General features: G+C 72.2%; 18 protein-coding genes. 8 read left to right on the plus strand and 10 right to left on the minus strand.

What is annotated here, in order from left to right; genetic code table 11:
- Nucleotides 1-32 precede the first annotated feature (32 nt).
- Both ACFZBD_RS11675 and ACFZBD_RS11680 read right to left on the minus strand, forming a co-directional pair.
- A complete protein-coding gene (locus tag ACFZBD_RS11675) occupies nt 33-365 on the minus strand; it encodes a DUF3817 domain-containing protein (protein WP_391139150.1) in 333 nt (110 codons plus the stop codon).
- 54 nt (nt 366-419) lie between these two features.
- Nucleotides 420-929, minus strand: coding sequence for a MarR family transcriptional regulator (locus ACFZBD_RS11680; RefSeq protein ID WP_391139152.1), 510 nt, complete (start codon nt 927-929; stop codon nt 420-422).
- Nucleotides 930-1,080: 151 nt separating this feature from the next.
- On the opposite strand from ACFZBD_RS11680, the gene ACFZBD_RS11685 reads away from it, so the two are divergent.
- Complete coding sequence (locus ACFZBD_RS11685; RefSeq protein ID WP_391139154.1) at nt 1,081-2,097, plus strand: glycoside hydrolase family 6 protein; 1,017 nt, start codon at nt 1,081-1,083, stop codon at nt 2,095-2,097.
- 64 nt (nt 2,098-2,161) lie between these two features.
- On the opposite strand, the gene ACFZBD_RS11690 is transcribed toward ACFZBD_RS11685, so the two are convergent.
- The 4 genes from ACFZBD_RS11690 to ACFZBD_RS11705 all read right to left on the minus strand — a co-directional run bounded on the left by ACFZBD_RS11690 (nt 2,162) and on the right by ACFZBD_RS11705 (nt 6,730).
- Nucleotides 2,162-4,159, minus strand: coding sequence for a galactose oxidase-like domain-containing protein (locus ACFZBD_RS11690; protein WP_391139156.1), 1,998 nt, complete (start codon nt 4,157-4,159; stop codon nt 2,162-2,164).
- Between the two features lie 3 nt (nt 4,160-4,162).
- Nucleotides 4,163-5,926 carry a glycosyltransferase family 2 protein gene (locus ACFZBD_RS11695; protein WP_391139158.1) on the minus strand — a complete coding sequence of 588 codons (1,764 nt, stop codon included), beginning with the start codon at nt 5,924-5,926 and terminating at the stop codon, nt 4,163-4,165.
- 169 nt (nt 5,927-6,095) lie between these two features.
- Entirely contained in the window at nt 6,096-6,389 is a 294-nt protein-coding gene (locus ACFZBD_RS11700) for an MTH1187 family thiamine-binding protein (RefSeq protein WP_391139161.1), read from the minus strand.
- Nucleotides 6,386-6,730: a DUF3817 domain-containing protein gene (locus tag ACFZBD_RS11705; RefSeq protein WP_391139163.1), complete on the minus strand. Its 345-nt coding sequence runs from the start codon at nt 6,728-6,730 to the stop codon at nt 6,386-6,388. Before ACFZBD_RS11705 ends, ACFZBD_RS11700 begins: the two co-directional genes overlap by 4 nt.
- Before the next feature lie 107 nt (nt 6,731-6,837).
- On the opposite strand from ACFZBD_RS11705, the gene ACFZBD_RS11710 reads away from it, so the two are divergent.
- The 4 genes from ACFZBD_RS11710 to ACFZBD_RS11725 all read left to right on the plus strand — a co-directional run bounded on the left by ACFZBD_RS11710 (nt 6,838) and on the right by ACFZBD_RS11725 (nt 9,495).
- A complete protein-coding gene (locus ACFZBD_RS11710; protein ID WP_391139165.1) occupies nt 6,838-7,476 on the plus strand; it encodes an AIM24 family protein in 639 nt (212 codons plus the stop codon).
- On the plus strand, nt 7,476-8,126 hold the full coding sequence (locus ACFZBD_RS11715; protein WP_391139167.1) for an AIM24 family protein: 651 nt from the start codon (nt 7,476-7,478) through the stop codon (nt 8,124-8,126). Before ACFZBD_RS11710 ends, ACFZBD_RS11715 begins: the two co-directional genes overlap by 1 nt.
- Entirely contained in the window at nt 8,123-8,899 is a 777-nt protein-coding gene (locus ACFZBD_RS11720; RefSeq protein ID WP_391139169.1) for an AIM24 family protein, read from the plus strand. The genes ACFZBD_RS11715 and ACFZBD_RS11720 overlap by 4 nt, the downstream gene beginning before the upstream one ends.
- Before the next feature lie 119 nt (nt 8,900-9,018).
- Entirely contained in the window at nt 9,019-9,495 is a 477-nt protein-coding gene (locus tag ACFZBD_RS11725) for a MarR family transcriptional regulator (RefSeq protein ID WP_391139170.1), read from the plus strand.
- 50 nt (nt 9,496-9,545) lie between these two features.
- Here the strand turns inward: ACFZBD_RS11725 and ACFZBD_RS11730 are convergent, their stop codons facing one another.
- Nucleotides 9,546-11,000, minus strand: coding sequence for an ATP-binding protein (locus ACFZBD_RS11730; RefSeq protein ID WP_391139171.1), 1,455 nt, complete (start codon nt 10,998-11,000; stop codon nt 9,546-9,548).
- A complete protein-coding gene (locus ACFZBD_RS11735) occupies nt 10,997-11,656 on the minus strand; it encodes a response regulator (RefSeq protein ID WP_391139172.1) in 660 nt (219 codons plus the stop codon). Before ACFZBD_RS11735 ends, ACFZBD_RS11730 begins: the two co-directional genes overlap by 4 nt.
- A 124-nt stretch (nt 11,657-11,780) precedes the next feature.
- Here ACFZBD_RS11735 and ACFZBD_RS11740 point away from each other — a divergent pair, with 124 nt between their 5' ends.
- Complete coding sequence (locus tag ACFZBD_RS11740) at nt 11,781-12,521, plus strand: PepSY domain-containing protein (protein ID WP_391139174.1); 741 nt, start codon at nt 11,781-11,783, stop codon at nt 12,519-12,521.
- 93 nt (nt 12,522-12,614) lie between these two features.
- On the opposite strand, the gene meaB is transcribed toward ACFZBD_RS11740, so the two are convergent.
- Together meaB and ACFZBD_RS11750 are read right to left on the minus strand one after the other, a co-directional pair.
- The gene (gene meaB / locus ACFZBD_RS11745; RefSeq protein ID WP_391139176.1) at nt 12,615-13,571 is read right to left on the minus strand and encodes a methylmalonyl Co-A mutase-associated GTPase MeaB; all 957 of its coding nucleotides are present in this window, start codon (nt 13,569-13,571) and stop codon (nt 12,615-12,617) included.
- 25 nt (nt 13,572-13,596) lie between these two features.
- A complete protein-coding gene (locus tag ACFZBD_RS11750; RefSeq protein WP_391139178.1) occupies nt 13,597-14,799 on the minus strand; it encodes an acetyl-CoA C-acyltransferase in 1,203 nt (400 codons plus the stop codon).
- Nucleotides 14,800-14,936: 137 nt separating this feature from the next.
- Here ACFZBD_RS11750 and mce point away from each other — a divergent pair, with 137 nt between their 5' ends.
- On the plus strand, nt 14,937-15,389 hold the full coding sequence (gene mce, locus ACFZBD_RS11755; protein ID WP_385140004.1) for a methylmalonyl-CoA epimerase: 453 nt from the start codon (nt 14,937-14,939) through the stop codon (nt 15,387-15,389).
- Between the two features lie 176 nt (nt 15,390-15,565).
- On the plus strand, nt 15,566-19,837 hold the full coding sequence (gene scy / locus ACFZBD_RS11760; RefSeq protein ID WP_391139181.1) for a polarized growth protein Scy: 4,272 nt from the start codon (nt 15,566-15,568) through the stop codon (nt 19,835-19,837).
- Nucleotides 19,838-19,857 lie beyond the last annotated feature (20 nt).

Here is a 19,857-nt window from a genome sequence, read left to right on the forward strand (position 1 = left end):
CAAACCTCCGCACATCCGTGCGGAGGCAGGCGTCAGACCTTCGCCGGAGCGGGCTGCGCGCCGCTGACCAGCGGAAGCGTCTCGCGGACGACCTTGCGCTCGACGAAGAAAGCGGCGAAGGGAATCGTCCCGGACAGCAGCACCCACAGCAGCTTGCCGAACGGCCACTTCGCCTTGGAGCCCAGATCGAAGGCGAAGATCAGGTAGATGATGTAGAGGACGCCGTGGGTCTGGGAGACCGCGAAGGTCACGTCCTCGCCCATCTCGAACCCGTACTTGAAGATCATGCACGTGCAGAGCACGAGCAGCATGACGGCGGTGATGTACGCCATGACGCGGTAGCGGGTCAGCACGCTGGATTTCATGCCGTCGAGCGTAACGGCAGGTTCCGGGCGATCTTCGGGCGGGCCCCTCGCCCGCTACGTCTCGTCGAAGTCGTGCGCGGCGACCCGCAGCGGCCGCAGCATCGCGAAGATCTCGCCGCACTCCTCGGAGTCGTACACACCCAGCCCGAAGTCCATCTCCATCAGGTCCTTGGTGGCCGACTCGACCACCTCGCGGCCCTTCTCGGTGATGGAGGCGAGGGTGCCGCGGCCGTCGTTCGGGTTGGGCCGCTTCGCGACGAGACCGGAGCGGACCAGCCGGTCGACGGTGTTCGTCACCGAGGTGGGGTGCACCATCAGCCGCTCGCCGATCTTGGACATCGGCAGCTCACCGGCCTTGGAGAAGGTGAGCAGCACCAGCGCCTCGTACCGCGCGAAGGTCAGTCCGTACGGCTTGACCACGGCGTCGACCTCCGCCAGGAGGATCTGGTGGGCCCGCATGATGGAGGTGATCGCCGCCATCGAGGGGACCGGGCCCCAGCGGTGCTGCCAGAGTTCGTCGGCGCGGGCGATGGGGTCGAACGGGAGACTGAGCGGCTTCGGCACGCGTCGACCTTACCGACTGGTCATATGCCGGTCAGCCCCGTCTCGCACTTCGGTCCGGTGGTGCGCGGGAGGGCGCGGTGTCGCGCCCCGGCGCGGACTGACCGGTATGCCACGATGGCCCGATCTGTCCCGACCCGACCCTGGGGGCTGGATGTCCCGCCGCACCCTCGCCGCCGCCCTCGCCCTGGCCTGCGGTCTGCTCCTCGCCGGATGCGGCGGGCAGGAGCCGCCGGGGACACCGGCCGGCCCGCCCTCGGCGCGCGGCGAATCCGGCGGCCCGACGGCCGGTTCGCCGTTCTGGGTCGATCCCGACAGCGACGCGGCCCGTCAGGTCCGGGCGTACGAGGAACAGGGGCGGGCCCGGGAGGCCGAGCTGCTGCGGCGGATCGCGGACCGCCCGGTCGCGGAGTGGCCGGCCGGCGACGATCCCGTGGCGGACGTGACCAGGGCGGTGCGCGGCGCCGCGGCCGGCCGGCGGACCGCGGTCTTCGTCGCGTACAACATCCCCCACCGTGACTGCGGGATGTACTCGGCGGGCGGCGCGCGCGACGGGAACGCGTACCGGACGTGGGTCGACGCCTTCGCCTCCGCGCTCGGCGACGCGTCCGCGGTCGTGGTCCTCGAGCCGGACGCGGTGCCGCACATCGTGGACGGGTGTACGCCGGGGCAGTACCACGACGAGCGCTACCGACTGCTCTCGGAGGCGGTCGACCGGCTGAAGCGGCAGCCGAACACCCGCGTCTACCTGGACGCGGGCAACCCGGCGTGGATCCACGATCCGGGCAAACTGGTGGAGCCCCTGCGGCGGGCCGGTCTCGCCAAGGCCGACGGCTTCTCCCTCAACGTGGCCAACTTCCAGACGACCGAGGCCGTGAAGGGCTTCGGCGCCCGGCTGTCCGGCATGCTCGGCGGGGCCCACTTCACGGTCGACACCAGCCGCAACGGCGACGGCCCCCTCCCGGGCGACGGGGAGGAGGCCTGGTGCAACCCACCGGGCCGGGCGCTCGGCCTCCCGCCGACCGACGAGACGGGCGACGACCTGGTCGACGCCTACCTGTGGATCAAACGCCCGGGCGAATCGGACGGCACCTGCAGGGGCGGCCCCGCCGCCGGCGTCTGGTGGCCGGAGTACGCCCTCGGCCTGGCCCGCAGGGCCAAGGAGGCCTAGCGCGGGGAGGGGTACGGGCTGGGGAAGGGGCGCCGGGCCTGGAGGCACCGCCTCTCCACGCCGTTCACTCCCGCCCGCCCGCGCCGTCCTCGGCGACCGCCGCGTCCTCGCCCACCCGCACCCAGCTCGCCTCGGACGGCGTCCCCTCCCCGTCCGTCACGAAGAGCATGTACCAGCCGGGGGGCACGAGCGTGCTGTCCGGGGGGATCTCGAACGTCACCGTGTCCTTCGTCTTCGTCAGGCCGAGGGCGATCGAGCGCTGCTCCACGTCCGTGGTGTGGGTGACCGCGCTCGGCCGCATCAGGCGGGCCGTGGTGATCCGGGACGCGTCCCTCGTGCGGAAGGTGGCGCGGGCGCCGCGGGTGAGTTCGCGGGGGCCTTCGGCCAGGACGGGCCGGTCGGCGCCGCCCTTGTGGAGGTAGGGCGGGGTGAAGACCTCGATCTCCTGCTCGAAGGTGCCGAGCTTGGTGTTGTCCTTGTCGTCGAAGAGCGGGTCGGAGCCGAAGGTGGCGACCCGGCCGTCGGGCAGGAGCAGCGCCTCGGAGTGGTAGTTGCGGCCGACGGTGGGTTCGGCGGCGGCGCGGAAGGTGTTGGCGGTCGGGTCGTAGAACTGTGCCTTGAGGATGTCGCTGCCGCTGCGGCCGCGGTACTCGCGCGAGCCGCCGGTGGTGAAGACGGTGTCGTCGGGCAGGAGCACGCTGCTGAGGTAGCGGGTGCCCTGCGGCAGCGCGGGTCCGTCCCGGAAGACGGGGCTCTGCCGCGAGAGGTCGATGATCGAGGTGCGGGCGGTGGACTTGGGGGACTCGCCGACGCCGCCGCCGCCCAGGACCATGATCTTCTGGTCCTGGGCGGGCGGCAGGATCAGCGAGGCGGAGGTCTCCAGCTGGTCGGGGTCGGTCAGCCCCCGGATCTTCTGGAAGGAGTTGTTCCGCAGGTCCCACAGCCCCGGTTCGCGGCCCTTCCCGGCGGGGCCGTAGCCGGCGTTGGAGCCGGTGTAGAGGAGCCGGCCGCCCTGGGTGAGGAAGAGCGACGGGTAGGTCGGGAAGTAGCGGAACGGCCCCTGGGACCACTTCTTGGTCTTGGGGTCGTAGATCTCGTTGTCGCCGGGGACCACGTCGCCGACGTCGTTCAGGCCGGAGACGGCGAGGACCTTCCCGTCCTGGAGGGTGACGAGGGTGGGGTACCAGCGGGCGTCCTTCATGGGGGCGACCGGGATGTACCTCTCGGCCTTCGGGTCGAACTCGTACGCCCCCTTGATGCCCTGGAAGTCCTGCTTCTCGGTGGTGAGCCGCTGGGCCAGGCCGTAGACGTTCCCGGCGTCCGCGCCCTCGAGGCCGAGGACCTCGTACTGCGCGGCCTCGGTGGTGAGCGCTTCGGCGCCCTCCTTCCGCGCCTCGACGAAGACCCGCGCCTCCGCCGGGGTGATCTTGGTCTTCCAGGGCTTCATCTGGCCGCTCTCGAAGTACGAGATCTCGAACTCGCGCTTGGCCTTGGGGACCGTCACGTCGAAGCGGGAGACGTACTCGACGCCCGAGGGCGAGCGGAAGACGGTGCCCTTCTTGAGGGTGACCGCCCGGTCGGGACTCTCGTTCTTGACCCGCATCCCGCCGCCGGCCTTCTTGACCTCGCCGTCGAGGATCTCGTAGCGGGCGGTGCCGCCGGCGACGAGGAGGCGGCCGTCGGGGAGCTGGGTGTGGCCGGCGCAGAAGAAGTCCTCGGGGGTCGGGATCTTCTTGAAGGTGTTCTTCACCGGGTCCCAGAGGATGGTCTCGAAGGTGCCGGAGTCGAACTTCTTCTGGTCGTTTCCCGAGCCGGCGATCAGCAGCACCTTGCCGGTGCGGAGCAGTGCGGCGTGGATGGCGTTGATGCGGTACGCCTCGGGGACGTCGACCCGCGCCCAGGAGCCGTACCTCCGCTGGTAGCCGGGCTGCGCGATCTTGTAGGCGTGGTACTTCTCCTCGACGAAGGAGACGGCGGCCGGGGCGTTGAGCGCCGCGAGGATCACGACGGCGCCACCTCCGAGAAGGGTCTTCTTCACGTTCCTCGTCGGCCGGTGGGCCATGGTTCAGCTCCCTCCGGTGGTGCTCGGCGCGGGAGCGGCGGAGGGCGCGGGGGCCGGGTGGACCGCGACGGCCCGTCGGGCGAGGGCCCGGGCGTGCCGGTCCCGCAGGGTCGTCCAGCTCCAGATCGCGACCGGGGCGAGGGAGACGGCGAGGGCGAGGACGGCCCAGGTGCGCATGGCCGCGTGGGTGTGCCGGAAGTACACCGAGGCGGCGAGCGAGGCGGCCAGGACGGCGGCCCAGTAGAGGTGGATCCGGAAGGTGAGGACACGGTCGGGGCTGGCCTGGCCGCCCTTGGGCGTGACGACGAAACGGCCCTGGGTGCGCAGGACCGCCGAGCAGAGCGACATGAGGTAGATCGGGGCGGAGAGGGCGGACATCGCGATGCCGGCGAGGCCGCCGGAGCCCTCCGGCTCGTGGGGGGAGACGTTGTGCCGCCGGTTCCACAGATAGAGGCCGATCTGGAGGGCCACGGCGTCGCTGTAGATCATCAGCCAGACGGAGGAGGACACCTGGGTGCCGGAGGCGCCGAGCCAGAGGAACAGGACGCAGCTGAGGATGCCGAGGAGCCAGTTGACGGCGGTCATGGGGTAGTAGAAGAGCATGAGCGTGTAGTTGAGGAAGCGGCCGGGCGGGGTGCGGAAGGGGGCCCGCCAGTACTGCTTGATCAGCGTCTCGTACGTCCCCCGCGACCAGCGGAGCTGCTGGCTGAAGAAGTCGGTCCAGGAGGCCGGGCCCTCGCCGACGGCGAGCACGTCGGGGGTGTAGACGGAGCGCCAGAAGCGGCCGGTGCGCGGGTTCCTGGTCCGGTGGAGTTCGAAGCCGGTGGCCATGTCCTCGGTGATCGAGTCGTAGAGGCCGCCGACCTGCATGACGGCGGAGACCCGGACGGCGTTGTTGGTGCCGACGAACATCGGGGCGTGATAGCGGTTGCCCGCCCGCTGGATCAGGGCGTGGAAGAGGAACTGCTGGGACTCGGCGGCCTTGGTGACGGCGGAGGTGTAGTTGCCGTAGACCTGCGGCCCGACGACGAAGGCGATGTCGGGGTCGCGGAAGTAGCCGAGCATCCGCTCCAGGAAGTTCGGCAGGGGGACGTGGTCGGTGTCGACGGAGGCGAAGAAGTCGTACGCGTCATGGTGCATCGCGAGCCAGGCGTTGTAGTTGCCGTGCTTCGTGCGGGCCTTGTGGGGGCCCTTGCCGCGGTTCCATTCGGGGATGCCAGCCCGGGTGAAGTGCCGCACCCGGAGCTCCCGGCACATCTCCTTGGCCTGTTCGTCGTCGCCCTCGTCGAGGAGCCAGATGTCCAGCGGGCCGCAGTGCCGCAGCCGGACCGCGCCCTCCAGGGTGGCGCGGACCATGGAGAGGGGTTCCTTGCCGGGGACGTAGGTGGTGAGGAAGGCGACGCGGGTGCTCTTCTCCGGGTACACCGGGACGGGGTCGCGCGCGACCATGGTGGCGTGGGTGATGGAGGCGACGTTCACCAGCATGAAGAAGCAGATCAGCCCGATCGACGCGAGCATCACGGTGTCGAAGGCGACGAGCCATCGGGCGCCGCCCTCGCGGACGGTCCAGTGGCTGGGCCAGACGAGGTAGACGAGCAGCAGGGCGGAGAGCACGGGCGCGAGCCCCATGAGGAGGGCGGCGCGTATGCGGTGCGGTTCCTTGGCGAGGAGGCTGCGGTACTCCACCGCGTAGACGTCGGTGTCGGGTTCCGTGAGCGGGCCGGCGAGTCGGCTGTAGGTGGCGTAGTCGTAGCCTTGCGGCCGCACGGTGCCTCCAGCTGTCGTCGAACGAGCTGTCGTCGAACGAGTCGATGTCCCCACGAAAGTGGAGTTCGATCGGCATGTCGACCGGAGTAGTCCGAGCGGGTCGTTCTCGGCGGCGTACGGGTGAGCCCCCGTCCCAGGAGGGTTCGGGGGCTCGGGCGCGCGGGGCGGATCAGCCGGCCAGGTGGCGTTCCACGGTGTCGATCTTCGACGTCAGCCCGTCGGTGACACCCGGACGGACGTCGGCCTTCAGGACCAGGGAGACCCGGGGGGCCCGGGCCTCCACGGCGGCGACGGCGCGCTTGACGACGTCCATCACCTCGTCCCACTCCCCCTCGATCGAGGTGAACATGGCGTCGGTGCGGTTCGGCAGGCCGGACTCGCGGACGACCCGGACGGCGTCGGCGACGTAGGCGCCGACCTCCTCGCCGACGCCGAGCGGGGTGACGGAGAAGGCGACGATCACGCGTTCACCGTGCCCTCGCGCCGGGCGCGGGAGGCGATGACCGCGTCCTGGGCCTCGCGCTTGAGCTTGCGCTCGGCGAAGAAGCCGCCGAAGGGGAGGACGGAGAGGACGAAGTAGAGCGCCGCCGTCTTCAGGTTCCACTTGGTGCGGTTCCAGGAGTCCAGCCAGAAGAGCACGTAGATCACGAAGAGGATGCCGTGGATCGCGCCCATCACCGGCACCGCGTTGAACTCCGTGGTGCGCTTCAGCACCGAGCAGACCAGCAGCAGGAGGAAGGACACGGCCTCCGGCGCGGAGACGAGCCGGAGCCGGTGGAGGGAGGAGGCGGTCTTGATGTCCACGGGTGGGGTCACCTTCGTTCGATCTTGTGAACGGATGCACAAGGGCCTGACCATTGTGCACGGCGACTTTGCTGTCTCTTTATCCGGGGGCCCAGTACCGTCACTGGGTGGCAACGTTCCGACTCCAAGGCAGCAAGACGCTCGCCGTCGACATGACCGGCGACTCCGTCAAGGCGAAAAACGGCTCGATGGTCGCCTACGACGGCCAGATGGCCTTCAAGAAGATGTCCGGCGGCGGTGAGGGCCTGCGGGGCATGGTGACCCGCCGGCTCACCGGCGAGCAGATGGAGATGATGGAGGTGAAGGGCCAGGGGACCTGCTGGTTCGCGGACCGCGCGTCCGAGATCAACCTCGTCTCCCTGCACGGCGACAAGCTGTGGGTCGAGTCCAGCAATCTGCTGTGCACCGACGCGGGCCTGCGCACCGGCACCACCTTCACCGGCCTGCGCGGCGGCGCGACCGGCAACGGCCTCTTCACCACCACCGTCGAGGGCAGCGGCCAGGCCGCGATCATGTCCGACGGTCCGGCCGTGGTGCTGCGGGTGTCGCCGCAGTACCCGCTCTCCGTCGACCCGGGTGCGTACATCGCCCACCAGGGCAACCTCCAGCAGAGCTTCCAGTCCGGTGTGACCTTCCGCACGTTCCTGGGCGAGGGTGGCGGCGAGGCGTTCCAGATCCGCTTCGAGGGCGACGGGCTCGTCTACGTCCAGCCCAGCGAGCGGAACACCGTCGGGGGTGACGTCTGATGCCGTTCCAGGAGATCAACGCGAAGATGGTCGAGGCCACGGTCGTCCCGGGGCAGCGCATGTTCAGCCAGCGTGGCGCGATGCTCGCCTACCGCGGGGACGTCACTTTCACGCCGAACACGGCCGGCGGGCAGGGCGGCGTGATGTCGATGATCGGCCGCCGGGTGGCGGGCGAGGCGACGCCGCTGATGACGGTCGAGGGCAACGGCACGGTGATGTTCGGGCACGGCGGCCACCACATCCAGGTGATCCGGCTGACCGGCGACACCCTCTTCGTCGAGGCCGACCGGCTCCTCGCCTTCGACGGCACCCTGGAGCAGGGCACGATGTTCATGGGCTCGCAGGGCGGCGTCATGGGCATGGTCCGCGGCCAGGTGACGGGGCAGGGCCTCTTCACCACGACCCTGAAGGGCCACGGCGCCGTCGCCGTCATGGCGCACGGCGGGGTCATCGAGCTGCCGATCAGCCCCGGGCGCCCGGTCCATGTGGACCCGCAGGCCTACGTCGCCCACCACGGCGACGTGCGGAACAAGCTCTCCACCGCGCTGGGCTGGCGCGACATGGTGGGGCGCGGCTCGGGCGAGGCGTTCCAGCTGGAGCTGAGCGGCAGTGGTGCGGTGTACGTCCAGGCGTCGGAGGAGAAGCTGTGAGCGCCCCCGTGATTCATGACCCGATGACGCTGCCGTCGGACGACAACGTGAACCCGTACACCTTCTGCGTGGAGCTCAAGGGCTCCCAGTGGTTCCTGCAGAAGGGCAAGATGATCGCCTACTACGGGCGGATCGACTTCAACGGCATCGGACACGGGCGCCTGGACCGCCTGGTCCGTACGTCGTTCCACTCGCCGCTGCACGCGAGCGACTGGGTGGTGGCGGAGGGCAGCGGCAAGATGCTGCTGGCCGACCGGGCCTTCGACGTGAACTCGTTCGACCTGGACGAGGGCAATCTGACGATCCGTTCGGGCAATCTCCTCGCCTACCAGCCGACGCTGGCGCTGAAGCAGTCGATCGTGCCGGGCTTCGTGACGCTGATCGGCACGGGCAAGTTCGTGGCCGCCTCGAACGGTCCGGTGGTCTTCATGGAGCCCCCGATGCGGGTGGACCCGCAGGCGCTGGTCGGCTGGGCGGACTGCCCCTCGCCGTGCCACCACTACGACCACGGGTACATGACGGGCGTGATGGGCGGGGTCCGGGCGCTGACCGGGCTCGGCGGCACCTCGGGCGAGGAGCACCAGTTCGAGTTCGTGGGGGCCGGCACGGTCCTGCTCCAGTCGACGGAGCTGCTGATGCCGGAGCGGGCGACGGGCGAGACGCCGTACCAGCCGGGGGTGCCCGGTACGCACGGTTCCGGCCACACTGGGGCGGGTTCGGCACCGCGTCTTCCCGGACAGCTGGGGGACCTCCAGCGTCGCTTCGGGCTGTGAGCGGTAGTCTGCGGAGTGTGACGTCCTCGAACGTCTGCGCCCGTACGCCGTGGTCCAGGTGCCCGGCGTCACACTTCGCGACTTCGTCCAGAATTCAACTTCTTAGGTAGAATCCGTATATGGAGACCGAGACGGCCACCCCCTGGCTCACCGACGCCGAGCAGTGCGCCTGGCGCACCTACCTCGATGTCAACAGAATGCTGACGTACCAGCTGGAGAAGGACCTTCAGCCCTTCGGCCTGACCATCAACGACTACGAGATCCTCGTGAACCTCTCGGAGTCGGCCGACCGGCGGCTGCGGATGAGCGACCTCGCGGCGGCGACCCTGCAGTCCAAGAGCCGGCTCTCCCACCAGATCACCCGGATGGAGACCGCCGGTCTCGTGCGCCGGGAGAACTGCGAGTCGGACCGGCGCGGGCTGTACGCGGTCCTGACCGACGCCGGCATGGAGACCATGCGCAAGGTGGCGCCCCACCACGTCGATTCGGTACGGCGGCACTTCATCGACCAGCTGAGCCCCGAGGCCCTCGGCGACCTGCACGAATCCCTGAAGCCGGTCGCCGACCAGCTCAGGGGCCGCCGGGGCAAGCCCTGACCCCGGTCCACTCGCCACTGCCCCGCGGCCGCCTCGGCCCGGGGCGGCCGTCACCGTCCCGCCGGGGACGGGTCCTCGGCCCGGGGCAGCCGCAGGACGAAACAGGCGCCCCCTGACGGGGCCTGCGTCACGGTCAGGTCTCCGCCGTGGCGGCGGGCCACGTCGCGGGCGATCGCCAGCCCCAGGCCCGCCCCGCCCTCGTCGCGGGTGCGGGCCTCGTCGAGCCGGACGAACCGCTCGAAGACCCGCTCGCGTTCGGACTCGGGCACGCCCGTGCCGTCGTCCGCGACCTCCAGGAGCGCCCACGGGCCCTCCGCGCGGACCGTGACCGTGATCCGCCGCCGGGCGTGGCGCCGGGCGTTGTCCAGCAGGTTGGCCACCACCCGGCCCAGCTGGGCCCGCGAGCCCGCCGCGCCGACGCCCTCCCCCGGGCCCGGGTCCGCCGCGGACTCCACCCGTACCTCGACGCGGTCTCCCGTACGCCCCGCCGACTCCGCGCGCACCAGCTCCGCCAGGTCCACCCGTGTCCGCCCCGGCCGCTCCCCCGCGTCCAGGCGGGCGAGCAGCAGCAGATCGGCGGCGAGACGCTGGAGCCGCACCGTGTCCTCCACCGCCCCCGGGACGTCGAGCAGCTCCGGATGCGCGGCGCCCACCTCCAACTGCGTACGGAGGCTGGCGATCGGGCTGCGCAGCTCGTGCGAGGCGTCCGCGACGAACCGCCGCTGCCGCTCCACCGAGGTCTCCAGGGCGGCCAGCGTCTCGTTGGTGGTCCGGGCGAGCCGGGCGACCTCGTCGTGGGTGCCCGGCTCCGGCACCCGCCGCGAGAGGTCCTGCGAGGCGGTGATCTCGGACATCTCCCGACGGATGGACTCGACGGGCCGCAGCGCCCGGCGGGTCACCAGCCAGGTCACCGCGCCGACCACGGCGAGGAGCACCGGCAGCCCGGCCAGCATGACGAAAGACGCGGTGCGCACCGCGTCCCGCTGCGCCGCCAGCGGCGCGCCGGCGTGGACGAGGACCGTCCCGCCCTCCGGGTCCGTGACCTCCACCTCCGCGAACCGGTACTCCGCGCTCGTGCCGTCCACGGTGGCCCGCCCCTGGGCGTGCCCGGTGACGACGCCCGCCCCGGCGGTCCCGGAGTCGTCGTCGTCATCGTCGTCCTGCCCGGGGCTCGGGCTCGCCTCCGGGCGGACGTCGGACGATCCCGTACCGCTGATCGCCGTCAGGCCCTTGCTCACCGCGAGCGCCCGGCCGGCGCGGTCGACGACCTGGACCGGGTGGTCGTCCCCGTCCGGGAGGTCGAGGGCGGGGTAGGGCGTGCCGGTCGCGATCCTGGCGGCGATCTCGCGGGCGACGCCGTCGGCCTCCGCGTCCGCCCGGCCGGCGAGGTTGCCGCTCAGCGACAGCAGGACGGCGATGCCCGCGGCGATCAGCGCCAGGGCGACCACGAGGGTGGCGCCGAGGGTGGTCTTGGCCCGGACCGAGGCGAACGGCCGGCGGCTCACCGGGCCTCCAGCCGGTATCCGGCGCCGCGCACCGTCCCGATCAGCGCGGCGCCCAGCTTGCGGCGCAGGGTGCTGACGTACACCTCGACGATGTTCGGGTCGCCGGCGTAGGCGAAGTCCCAGACGTGCTCCAGGATCTCCGACTTGGACACCACCTCGCCGGGGCGCACGGCGAGCTGCTCCAGGACCGCGAACTCCTTGGCGGTGAGCGGGATCTCCTCCTCGCCGCGGTGCACCCGCCGGGCCGCGGTGTCCACCCGCAGCGGGCCGATCGTCAGCACGGGCGAGGCGCCGGAGTGCCGGCGCCGCAGCAGCGCCTTGATCCGGGCGACCAGGACGACGTACGAGAACGGCTTGGTGAGGTAGTCGTCGGCGCCCGTGTCCAGGCCCTCCGCCTCGTCGTACTCGCCGTCCTTGGCGGTCAGCATCAGGATCGGCACGTCGTTGCCCGCGGCGCGCAGCGCGGCGCAGACCCGGTAGCCGTTCATGCCGGGCAGCATGATGTCGAGCACGACCAGGTCGTACGCCGTCCCGCCCGCCCGGTGCAGGCCTTCCAGGCCGTCGTGGACGACGTCGACGACGTAGCCCTCCGCCGTCAGGCCCTTGGCCAGCGACAGGGCGAGTCGCCTTTCGTCCTCCACGATCAGCAGCCTCATGGGCACCAGGTTCCCAAACCGCACCTGAAGACGCCTTCAGGTTGCTTCAGCGTGGCTTCAGGTCGGGTTCCGCACAGTGGTCCACGTCGGAAACGAACAACCCCACCACCGGTCGGAGGACCTCATGAAGCGCAACATCGTCATCGCCACCGTCGCGGCCGCCGCCGTGGTCTGCGGCGGGACCGCGGCCGCCTTCGCGGACGACGCGGGCACCGGCGGCACCGGGCGCGGCGGCGCGGCGGAGGCGCGGACCGCGAAGGTGACCGCCGTCCAGGCGATCGACGCGGCCCTGAAGGCGCAGCCGGGCACGGTCGTCTCCGCGGATCTCGATCTCGACGACGACGGCGACGGCGGCTCGGACGAGGAGCGCGGCTGGGAGGTCGACGTCCTCGGCCAGGGCACGACCTCGTACACGGTCCATGTGGACTCCGCCAGCGGCAAGGTCCTGGGCAAGGAGACCGAGACGGACGACGACGACGCGAACGACGACGGCGCCGCCCGGAGCGGGAGCGTCGACGCGCGGCAGGCCGCCGAGGCCGCCTCGGCGAAGGGCTTCGTCACCTCGGTCGACCGGGACGACGACGGCGCCGCGGCGTGGGAGGCGGAGACGGCCTCCGGCGACTGGCGGGTCGACCCGAAGACGGGTCAGGTCACGGCGGACCGCGACGACGACGCCGACAGCGCCGGCGCCAAGGACGACACGAAGGACGGCGCCGGGGACAAGGCCTCGGACGACACCGAGGACGACACGAAGGACGGCGCCGGGGACAAGGCCTCGGACGGCACCGAGGACGACGCGCACGACGATGACGGCGCGGCCGCCGGGCAGGACGCCCAGGACGACGGCCAGGACGACGCCGCCTGATCACCGGCACGACGAGAGGGGTCCGGCACGCGCGCGTGCCGGACCCCTCTCGTCGTTCCCGTGCCCCGCCGACCGGGCCGGGCGCGCGTCCGGTCAGGTGCCCGTCAGGCTCGCGATCAGCTCGTCCGAGGCGGCGTACGGGTCCAGCTCCCCGGCCACGATGCGCTCGGCCAGCGCGTCCAGCCGGCGGTCGCCGTGCAGGTCGCCGATCCGCTCGCGCAGCGCCGTCACCGCGATCGTCTCGACCTCGCGGGCCGAACGCGCGCGGCGCCGCTCCGCCAGGACCCCGTGCTCCTCCATCCAGGCGCGGTGCTTCTCCAGGGCCTCCATGACCTCGTCGATGCCCTCGCCCCGCGCCGCGACCGTCTTGACGATCGGCGGCCGCCAGGCGCCCGGACCGCGGGCCTCGCCGAGGCCCAGCATGTGGTTCAGCTCGCGGGCCGTCGCGTCCGCGCCGTCCCGGTCCGCCTTGTTGACGACGTACACGTCGCCGATCTCCAGGATGCCCGCCTTCGCGGCCTGGATCCCGTCGCCCATGCCGGGCGCGAGGAGCACCACGGAGGTGTCGGCCTGGGAGGCGATCTCCACCTCCGACTGACCGACCCCGACCGTCTCCACGAGGACCACGTCGCAGCCCGCCGCGTCCAGGACGCGGATCGCCTGCGGTGCCGCCCAGGCGAGCCCGCCCAGATGGCCGCGGGTGGCCATCGAGCGGATGTACACCCCCGGGTCGGAGGCGTGCTCGGACATCCGGACCCGGTCGCCCAGGAGCGCTCCGCCGCTGAACGGGGAGGACGGGTCGACGGCCAGGACGCCGACCCGCTTCCCGGCCCGCCGGAAGGCGGCGACCAGGGCGGACGTCGACGTCGACTTGCCCACGCCGGGCGAGCCCGTCAGGCCCACGACGTACGCGCCGCCGGTCAGCGGCGCGAGCGCCGCCATCACCTCGCGCAGCTGGGGGGACGCCCCCTCCACCAGCGAGATCAGCCGGGCCACGGCGCGCGGCCGGCCCTCCCGTGCCTGGGCGACCAGTTCGGGGACGTCCACCATGTTCAACCGCTCCTTGGTTCCGGTGCTACTTGCCGGGTACGCGAACGATCAGAGCGTCACCCTGGCCGCCGCCGCCGCACAGCGCCGCCGCGCCGACACCGCCGCCGCGCCGCTTGAGCTCCAGCGCGAGGTGCAGCACCACACGGGCGCCGGACATGCCGATGGGGTGGCCCAGCGCGATCGCGCCACCGTTGACGTTCACCTTTTCCGGGGTAACGCCCAGGTCCTTCATTGACTGGACGGCGACCGCCGCGAAGGCCTCGTTGATCTCGATCAGGTCGAGGTCCTCGACGCCCAGGCCCTCCTTCTTCAGGGCGTGGCGGATCGCGTTGGACGGCTGCGACTGGAGCGAGTTGTCCGGTCCCGCGACATTGCCGTGGGCGCCGATCTCGGCGATCCACTCCAGGCCCAGCTCCTCCGCCTTCGCCTTGCTCATCACGACCACGGCGGCGGCGCCGTCCGAGATCTGCGAGGAGGTGCCGGCGGTGATGGTGCCGTCCTTGGCGAAGGCCGGGCGCAGCTTCCCGAGCGACTCGGCGGTCGTCTCGGCGCGGATGCCCTCGTCCTTGGAGAAGACGACCGGCTCGCCCTTGCGCTGCGGGATCTCGACCGGGGTGATCTCGGCCTCGAAGAGACCGTTCTTCTGCGCGGCGGCGGCGCGCTGGTGCGAGAGGGCGGCGATCTCGTCCTGCTCGGGGCGGGCGATGCCGAGACGGGAGTTGTGCTTCTCGGTGGACTCGCCCATGGCGATGTTCTCGAAGGCGTCGGTGAGGCCGTCGTACGCCATCGCGTCGAGCATCTCGATCGCGCCGTACTTGAAGCCCTCGCGGGACTTCGGCAGCAGGTGCGGGGCGTTGGTCATCGACTCCTGGCCGCCGGCGACGACCACGTCGAACTCGCCGGCGCGGATCAGCTGGTCGGCCAGCGCGATGGCGTCGAGGCCGGACAGACACACCTTGTTGATGGTGAGGGCCGGGACGTTCATGGGGATCCCGGCCTTGACGGCGGCCTGGCGCGCGGGGATCTGGCCGGCGCCCGCCTGGAGCACCTGCCCCATGATCACGTACTGCACCTGGTCGCCGCCGATGCCGGCCCGGTCGAGCGCGGCCTTGATGGCGAAGCCGCCCAGATCCGCGCCGGAGAAGGACTTGAGGGAACCGAGCAGCCGTCCCATGGGCGTGCGGGCCCCGGCGACGATCACTGAGGTGGTACCGGTCGTTCCAGACATGAGGCACAGCCCCTTGAGATGAGGAGTGAACGAGGGTTTACCGCCAATGTACTGAGCGGTACCGCGCGGGGTCACCGCCCGGCCGGTGTGACGGCGCGCACGTTGCGTAACCACCTCCCCGGGGTTGCACTAAGACCATGCTGACGCGAATCGACCACATCGGGATCGCCTGTTTCGACCTCGACAAGACTGTCGAGTTCTACCGTGCGACCTACGGTTTCGAGGTGTTCCACTCCGAGGTGAACGAGGAGCAGGGCGTCCGGGAGGCCATGCTCAAGATCAACGACACCTCGGACGGCGGCGCCTCCTACCTCCAGCTCCTGGAGCCCACCCGCGAGGACTCCGCCGTGGGCAAGTGGCTGGCGAAGAACGGCGAGGGCGTCCACCACATCGCCTTCGGCACCGCGGACGTCGACGGGGACGCCGCCGACATCCGTAGCAAGGGTGTGCGGGTCCTCTACGACGAGCCCCGGATCGGCTCCATGGGATCGCGCATCACCTTCCTCCACCCCAAGGACTGCCACGGCGTGCTGACCGAACTCGTCACGTCCGCCGAGCCGTCGGGCGACCACTCCTCGGCGGAGCACTGACCTCCGGATTCCCGGCCCGGTAGAGTGGGCGACTCCGGGCCGGGGCCGGTCGGTGCCGCATGCCATGCGGCGTCGTCGTCGGGACATCCGATCTGTCACCATTCCCCGGGGGGCCCGTTCGCCGGGGAACGGATCTCATTGGAGTGTTGCGACCAGGGGACGGATGGGACCGCGCAGTGCGGGGCTACGAACGCCAGGAGAGCCACCGAGCTGAAGACGACCATCTTTCGCGGTTCGAAGCCGAGATGGACCGGCTGAAGACCGAGCGGGAGAAGGCCGTCCAGCACGCCGAGGACCTCGGTTACCAGGTCGAGGTCTTGCGCGCCAAGCTCCACGAGGCGCGCCGCACCATCGCGTCCCGCCCGGCCTACGACAGCGCGGACATCGGCTACCAGGCCGAGCAGCTGCTGCGTAACGCCCAGATCCAGGCCGAACAGCTCCGCCAGGACGCCGAGCGCGAGCTGCGCGAGGCCCGTGCCCAGACCCAGCGCATCCTCCAGGAGCACGCCGAGCACCAGGCGCGGCTCCAGGCCGAGCTGCACACCGAGGCCGTACAGCGCCGTCAGCGCCTGGACCAGGAGCTGGCCGAGCGGCGCCAGACCGTCGAGGCGCACGTCAACGAGAACGTGGCCTGGGCCGAGCAGCTGCGCGCCCGTACGGAGTCCCAGGCCCGCCGGCTGATGGAGGAGTCGCGCGCCGAGGCCGAGCAGGCGCTCGCCGGCGCCCGCGCCGAGGCCACCCGGCTCGCCGAGGAGACCCGCCAGCGCGTCGGTTCGGAGGCCGAGGCCGCCCGTGCCGAGGCCGAGGCGATCCTGCTGCGCGCCCGCAAGGACGCCGAACGGCTCCTCAACGCCGCGTCCACCCAGGCCCAGGAGGCCACCAGCCACGCCGAGCGCCTCCGCTCGACCGCCGGCGCCGAGACCGACCAGGCCCGCCGCCAGGCCGGCGAGCTGTCCCGCGCCGCCGAACAGCGGATGCAGGAGGCCGAGGACCGGCTCCGGGAAGCCCGCGCGGAGGCCGAGAAGGCCCTCGCGGAGGCCAAGGAGGCGGCCGCCAAGCAGCTGTCGTCGGCGGAGTCCGTCAACGAGCAGCGCACCCGTACGGCGAAGGCGGAGATCGCCCGCCTCGTGGGCGAGGCCACCAAGGAGGCCGAGTCCCTCAAGGCGGAGGCCGAGGAGAAGCTCCGCGAGGCGAGCGCCGAGGCCGAAAAGCTGGTCTCGGAGGCGTCCGAGAAGGCCCGTACGGTCGCGGCGGAGGACTCCGCCGCCGCGCTCGCCAAGGCCGCGCGGACCGCCGAGGAAGTCCTCACCAAGGCGTCCGAGGACGCCCGGGAGACCACCCGCAAGGCCTCGGAGGAGGCCGAGCGGATCCGCCGCGAGGCCGAGGCGGAGGCCGACCGGCTGCGCAATCAGGCCGAGGAGCAGGCCGGCGAGCTGCTCGGTTCGGCCAAGGACGACACCAAGGAGTACCGGGCCAAGACGGTCGAGCTGCAGGAGGAGGCGCGCCGGCTGCGCGGCGAGGCCGAGCAGCTGCGCGCCGAGGCGATCGCCGAGGGCGAGCGGATCCGCGGCGAGGCGCGGCGCGAGGCCGTCCAGCAGATCGAGGAGGCGGCGAGCACCGCCGAGGAGCTGCTGACCAAGGCCCGTACCGACTCCGACGAGCTGCGCGCGAGCGCGGGCGCCGAGAGCGAGCGGGTCCGCTCCGAGGCGATGGAGCGCGCCCAGACGCTGCGGACGCAGGCCGAGGAGACGCTGGAGCGCACCCGCGCCGAGGCCGAGCGGATGCGGTCCGAGGCCGAGGAGCAGGCGGAGTCCGTCAAGGAGGCGGCCGAGAAGTCCGCGGCCGAGCTGCGCCAGGAGGCCGAGCGGGCCGTCGAGGCCCGGCACGCCGAGGCGGCCGCGGAGCTGACCCGGCTGCACACCGAGGCCGAGTCGCGGGTGGAGAACGCCGGCCGGGAGCTGACCGACGCGCGCTCCGAGAGCGAGCGGATCCGGCGCGAGGCCGCCGAGGAGACCGAGCGGCTGCGCACCGAGGCCGCCGAGCGGATCCGTACGCTCCAGGCACAGGCCGAGCAGGAGGCGGAGCGGCTGCGCACGGAGGCCGCGGCGGACGCGTCCACCGCGCGCGCCGAGGCCGAGACCGTCGCGGTCCGGCTGCGCACGGAGGCGGCGACCGAGGCCGAGCGGCTGAAGTCCGAGGCCCAGGAGACCGCCGACCGGGTCCGGGCCGAGGCCGCGGCCGCGGCCGAGCGGGTCGGCGCCGAGGCGGCCGAGGCGCTGGCCGCCGCGCAGGAGGAGGCCAACCGGCGCCGCCGGGAGGCCGAGGAGACCCTGGAGTCGGCCCGTTCCGAGGCCGGCCGGGAGCGCGAGCACGCCCGCGAGCAGTCCGAGGAGCTGCTGGCCTCCGCCCGCAAGCGGGTGGAGGAGGCGCAGACCGAGGCCCAGCGCCTGGTCGAGGAGGCGGACCGGCGGGCCACGGAGATGGTGTCCGCCGCGGAGCAGACGGCCAAGGAGGTCCGGGACTCCGTCGCCGGTCTGCAGGAGCAGGCCGAGGAGGAGATCGCCGGACTGCGCAGCGCCGCCGAGCACGTGGCGGAGCGCACCAGGTCCGAGGCGCAGGAGGAGGCGGACCGGGTCCGCGCCGACGCGTACGAGGAGCGGGAGCGGGCCGCCGAGGACGCGCACCGCACCCGGACGCGTGCCCAGGAGGAGTCCGAGGCGGCGAAGGCGCTGGCCGAGCGGACGGTCACGGACGCGATCGCCGAGGCGGAGAAGCTCCGCACGGACACCGCGGAGTACGCCCAGCGGCTTCGGACCGAGGCGACGGACGCGCTCGCCTCGGCGGAGCAGGACGCGGCCCGGACCCGTGCGGACGCCCGCGAGGACGCCAACCGGATCCGTTCCGAGGCGGCGGGGCAGGCGGACGCGCTGATCGGCGAGGCGTCGGCGGAGGCCGAGCGGCTCACCGCCGAGGCGGAGCGGCTGCGGTCCGAGGCCGAGCAGGTCAAGGCGGCCGGGGAGGCGGATGCCGAGGCGTTGCGGGCGGCCGCCCGCGCGGACGGCGAGCAGGTCCTCGACGAGGCCCGCAAGGCGGCCGACAAGCGGCGTGCCGACGCGGCCGAGCAGGCCGACCAGCTCATCGGCGAGGCGACCGCCGAGGCCGAGCGGATCACCGCCGAGGCGGCGGAGCTGTGGGAGACGACCGAGCGGGACGCGCTGCGGCTGCGTTCGGAGGCGGAGCAGGTCAAGAAGGACGGCGAGGCGCACGCGGAGGCGCTGCGGGCGGCCGCGCTGGCCGACAGCGACCAGGTCCTCGACGAGGCCCGCAAGGCGGCCGACAAGCGGCGTTCGGACGCCGCAGAGCAGGCCGACCAGCTCATCGGCGAGGCGACGCGGGAGGCCGAGCGGATCACGGCCGAGGCGGTGGAGCTGGCGGAGTCGCTGGCGGCCGACGCCTCGCAGCAGGCCGAGACGACCGTGGCCCGGGCGTCGGACGAGGCGGAGCGGCTGCGGGCCGAGGCCGCCGAGACGGTGGACGGGGCCCGGCAGGCCGCCGAGCGGATCCGCGCGGAGGCCGTCCAGGTCCGCGAGGACGCCGAGTCGGCGGCGGAGCAGATGCGCTCCGAGGCGCGGGCGGAGGCGGACCGTACGCTCGACGAGGCGCGCGAGGCCGGTGCCAAGCGCCGCTCGGACGCGGCCGAGCAGGCCGACCAGCTGATGGCGAAGGCCCAGGAGGAGGCGCTGCGCGCCACCACCGAGGCGGAGTCGCAGGCGGACACGATGGTCGGCGCGGCCCGCAAGGAGGCGGACCGGATCGTCGCCGAGGCGACGGTCGAGGGCAACTCCCTGGTGGAGAAGGCGCGTACGGACGCGGACGAGCTGCTGGTGGGGGCGCGCAGCGACGCGACGGCCATAAGGGAGCGGGCGGAGGAGCTGCGCGGCCGCGTCGAGGGCGAGATCGAGGAGCTGCACGAGCGGGCGCGGCGCGAGACGGCCGAGCAGATGAAGACGGCCGGCGAGCGCGTGGACAAGCTGGTGAAGGCGGCGACCGAGCAGCGGGCCGAGGCCGAGCAGAAGGCCAAGGAGCTGGTCTCGGAGGCGAGTTCCGAGGCGAGCAAGGTCCGGATCGCTGCGGTGAAGAAGGCGGAGGCGCTCCTGAAGGAGGCCGAGCAGAAGAAGGCGTCGCTCGTGGGCGAGGCGGAGCGGATCAAGGCGGAGGCCGAGAACGAGGCCGAGAAGATGATCTCCGAGGGCAAGCGCGAGCTGGACGTGCTGGTGCGCCGCCGTGAGGACATCAATGCCGAGATCTCCCGTGTCCAGGACGTCCTCGAAGCGTTGGAGTCTTTCGAAGCACCGTCCGCCGGGACGAAGTCCGCCGGTGCGATGGAAGCCAAGGCGGGTGCGTCGGCGGGGGTTACACGTTCGAGTGGCAAGTCTTCCGAGGGGTAGCCACTCAAAAGACTGGACAT

The sequence above is a fragment of the Streptomyces sp. NPDC008121 genome (genome assembly GCF_042957155.1).
Classification (GTDB): Bacteria; Actinomycetota; Actinomycetes; order Streptomycetales; family Streptomycetaceae; genus Streptomyces.

Excerpts from the sequence above, each read along its gene's own strand:
- ACFZBD_RS11675 (WP_391139150.1), bottom strand. The coding sequence starts at position 365 with ATGAAATCCAGCGTGCTGACCCGCTACCGCGTCATGGCGTACATCACC.
- ACFZBD_RS11685 (WP_391139154.1), top strand. The coding sequence starts at position 1,081 with ATGTCCCGCCGCACCCTCGCCGCCGCCCTCGCCCTGGCCTGCGGTCTG.
- ACFZBD_RS11690 (WP_391139156.1), bottom strand. The coding sequence starts at position 4,159 with ATGGCCCACCGGCCGACGAGGAACGTGAAGAAGACCCTTCTCGGAGGT.
- ACFZBD_RS11715 (WP_391139167.1), top strand. The coding sequence starts at position 7,476 with ATGCCGTTCCAGGAGATCAACGCGAAGATGGTCGAGGCCACGGTCGTC.
- ACFZBD_RS11725 (WP_391139170.1), top strand. The coding sequence starts at position 9,019 with ATGGAGACCGAGACGGCCACCCCCTGGCTCACCGACGCCGAGCAGTGC.
- ACFZBD_RS11735 (WP_391139172.1), bottom strand. The coding sequence starts at position 11,656 with ATGAGGCTGCTGATCGTGGAGGACGAAAGGCGACTCGCCCTGTCGCTG.
- ACFZBD_RS11740 (WP_391139174.1), top strand. The coding sequence starts at position 11,781 with ATGAAGCGCAACATCGTCATCGCCACCGTCGCGGCCGCCGCCGTGGTC.
- meaB (WP_391139176.1), bottom strand. The coding sequence starts at position 13,571 with ATGGTGGACGTCCCCGAACTGGTCGCCCAGGCACGGGAGGGCCGGCCG.
- ACFZBD_RS11750 (WP_391139178.1), bottom strand. The coding sequence starts at position 14,799 with ATGTCTGGAACGACCGGTACCACCTCAGTGATCGTCGCCGGGGCCCGC.
- mce (WP_385140004.1), top strand. The coding sequence starts at position 14,937 with ATGCTGACGCGAATCGACCACATCGGGATCGCCTGTTTCGACCTCGAC.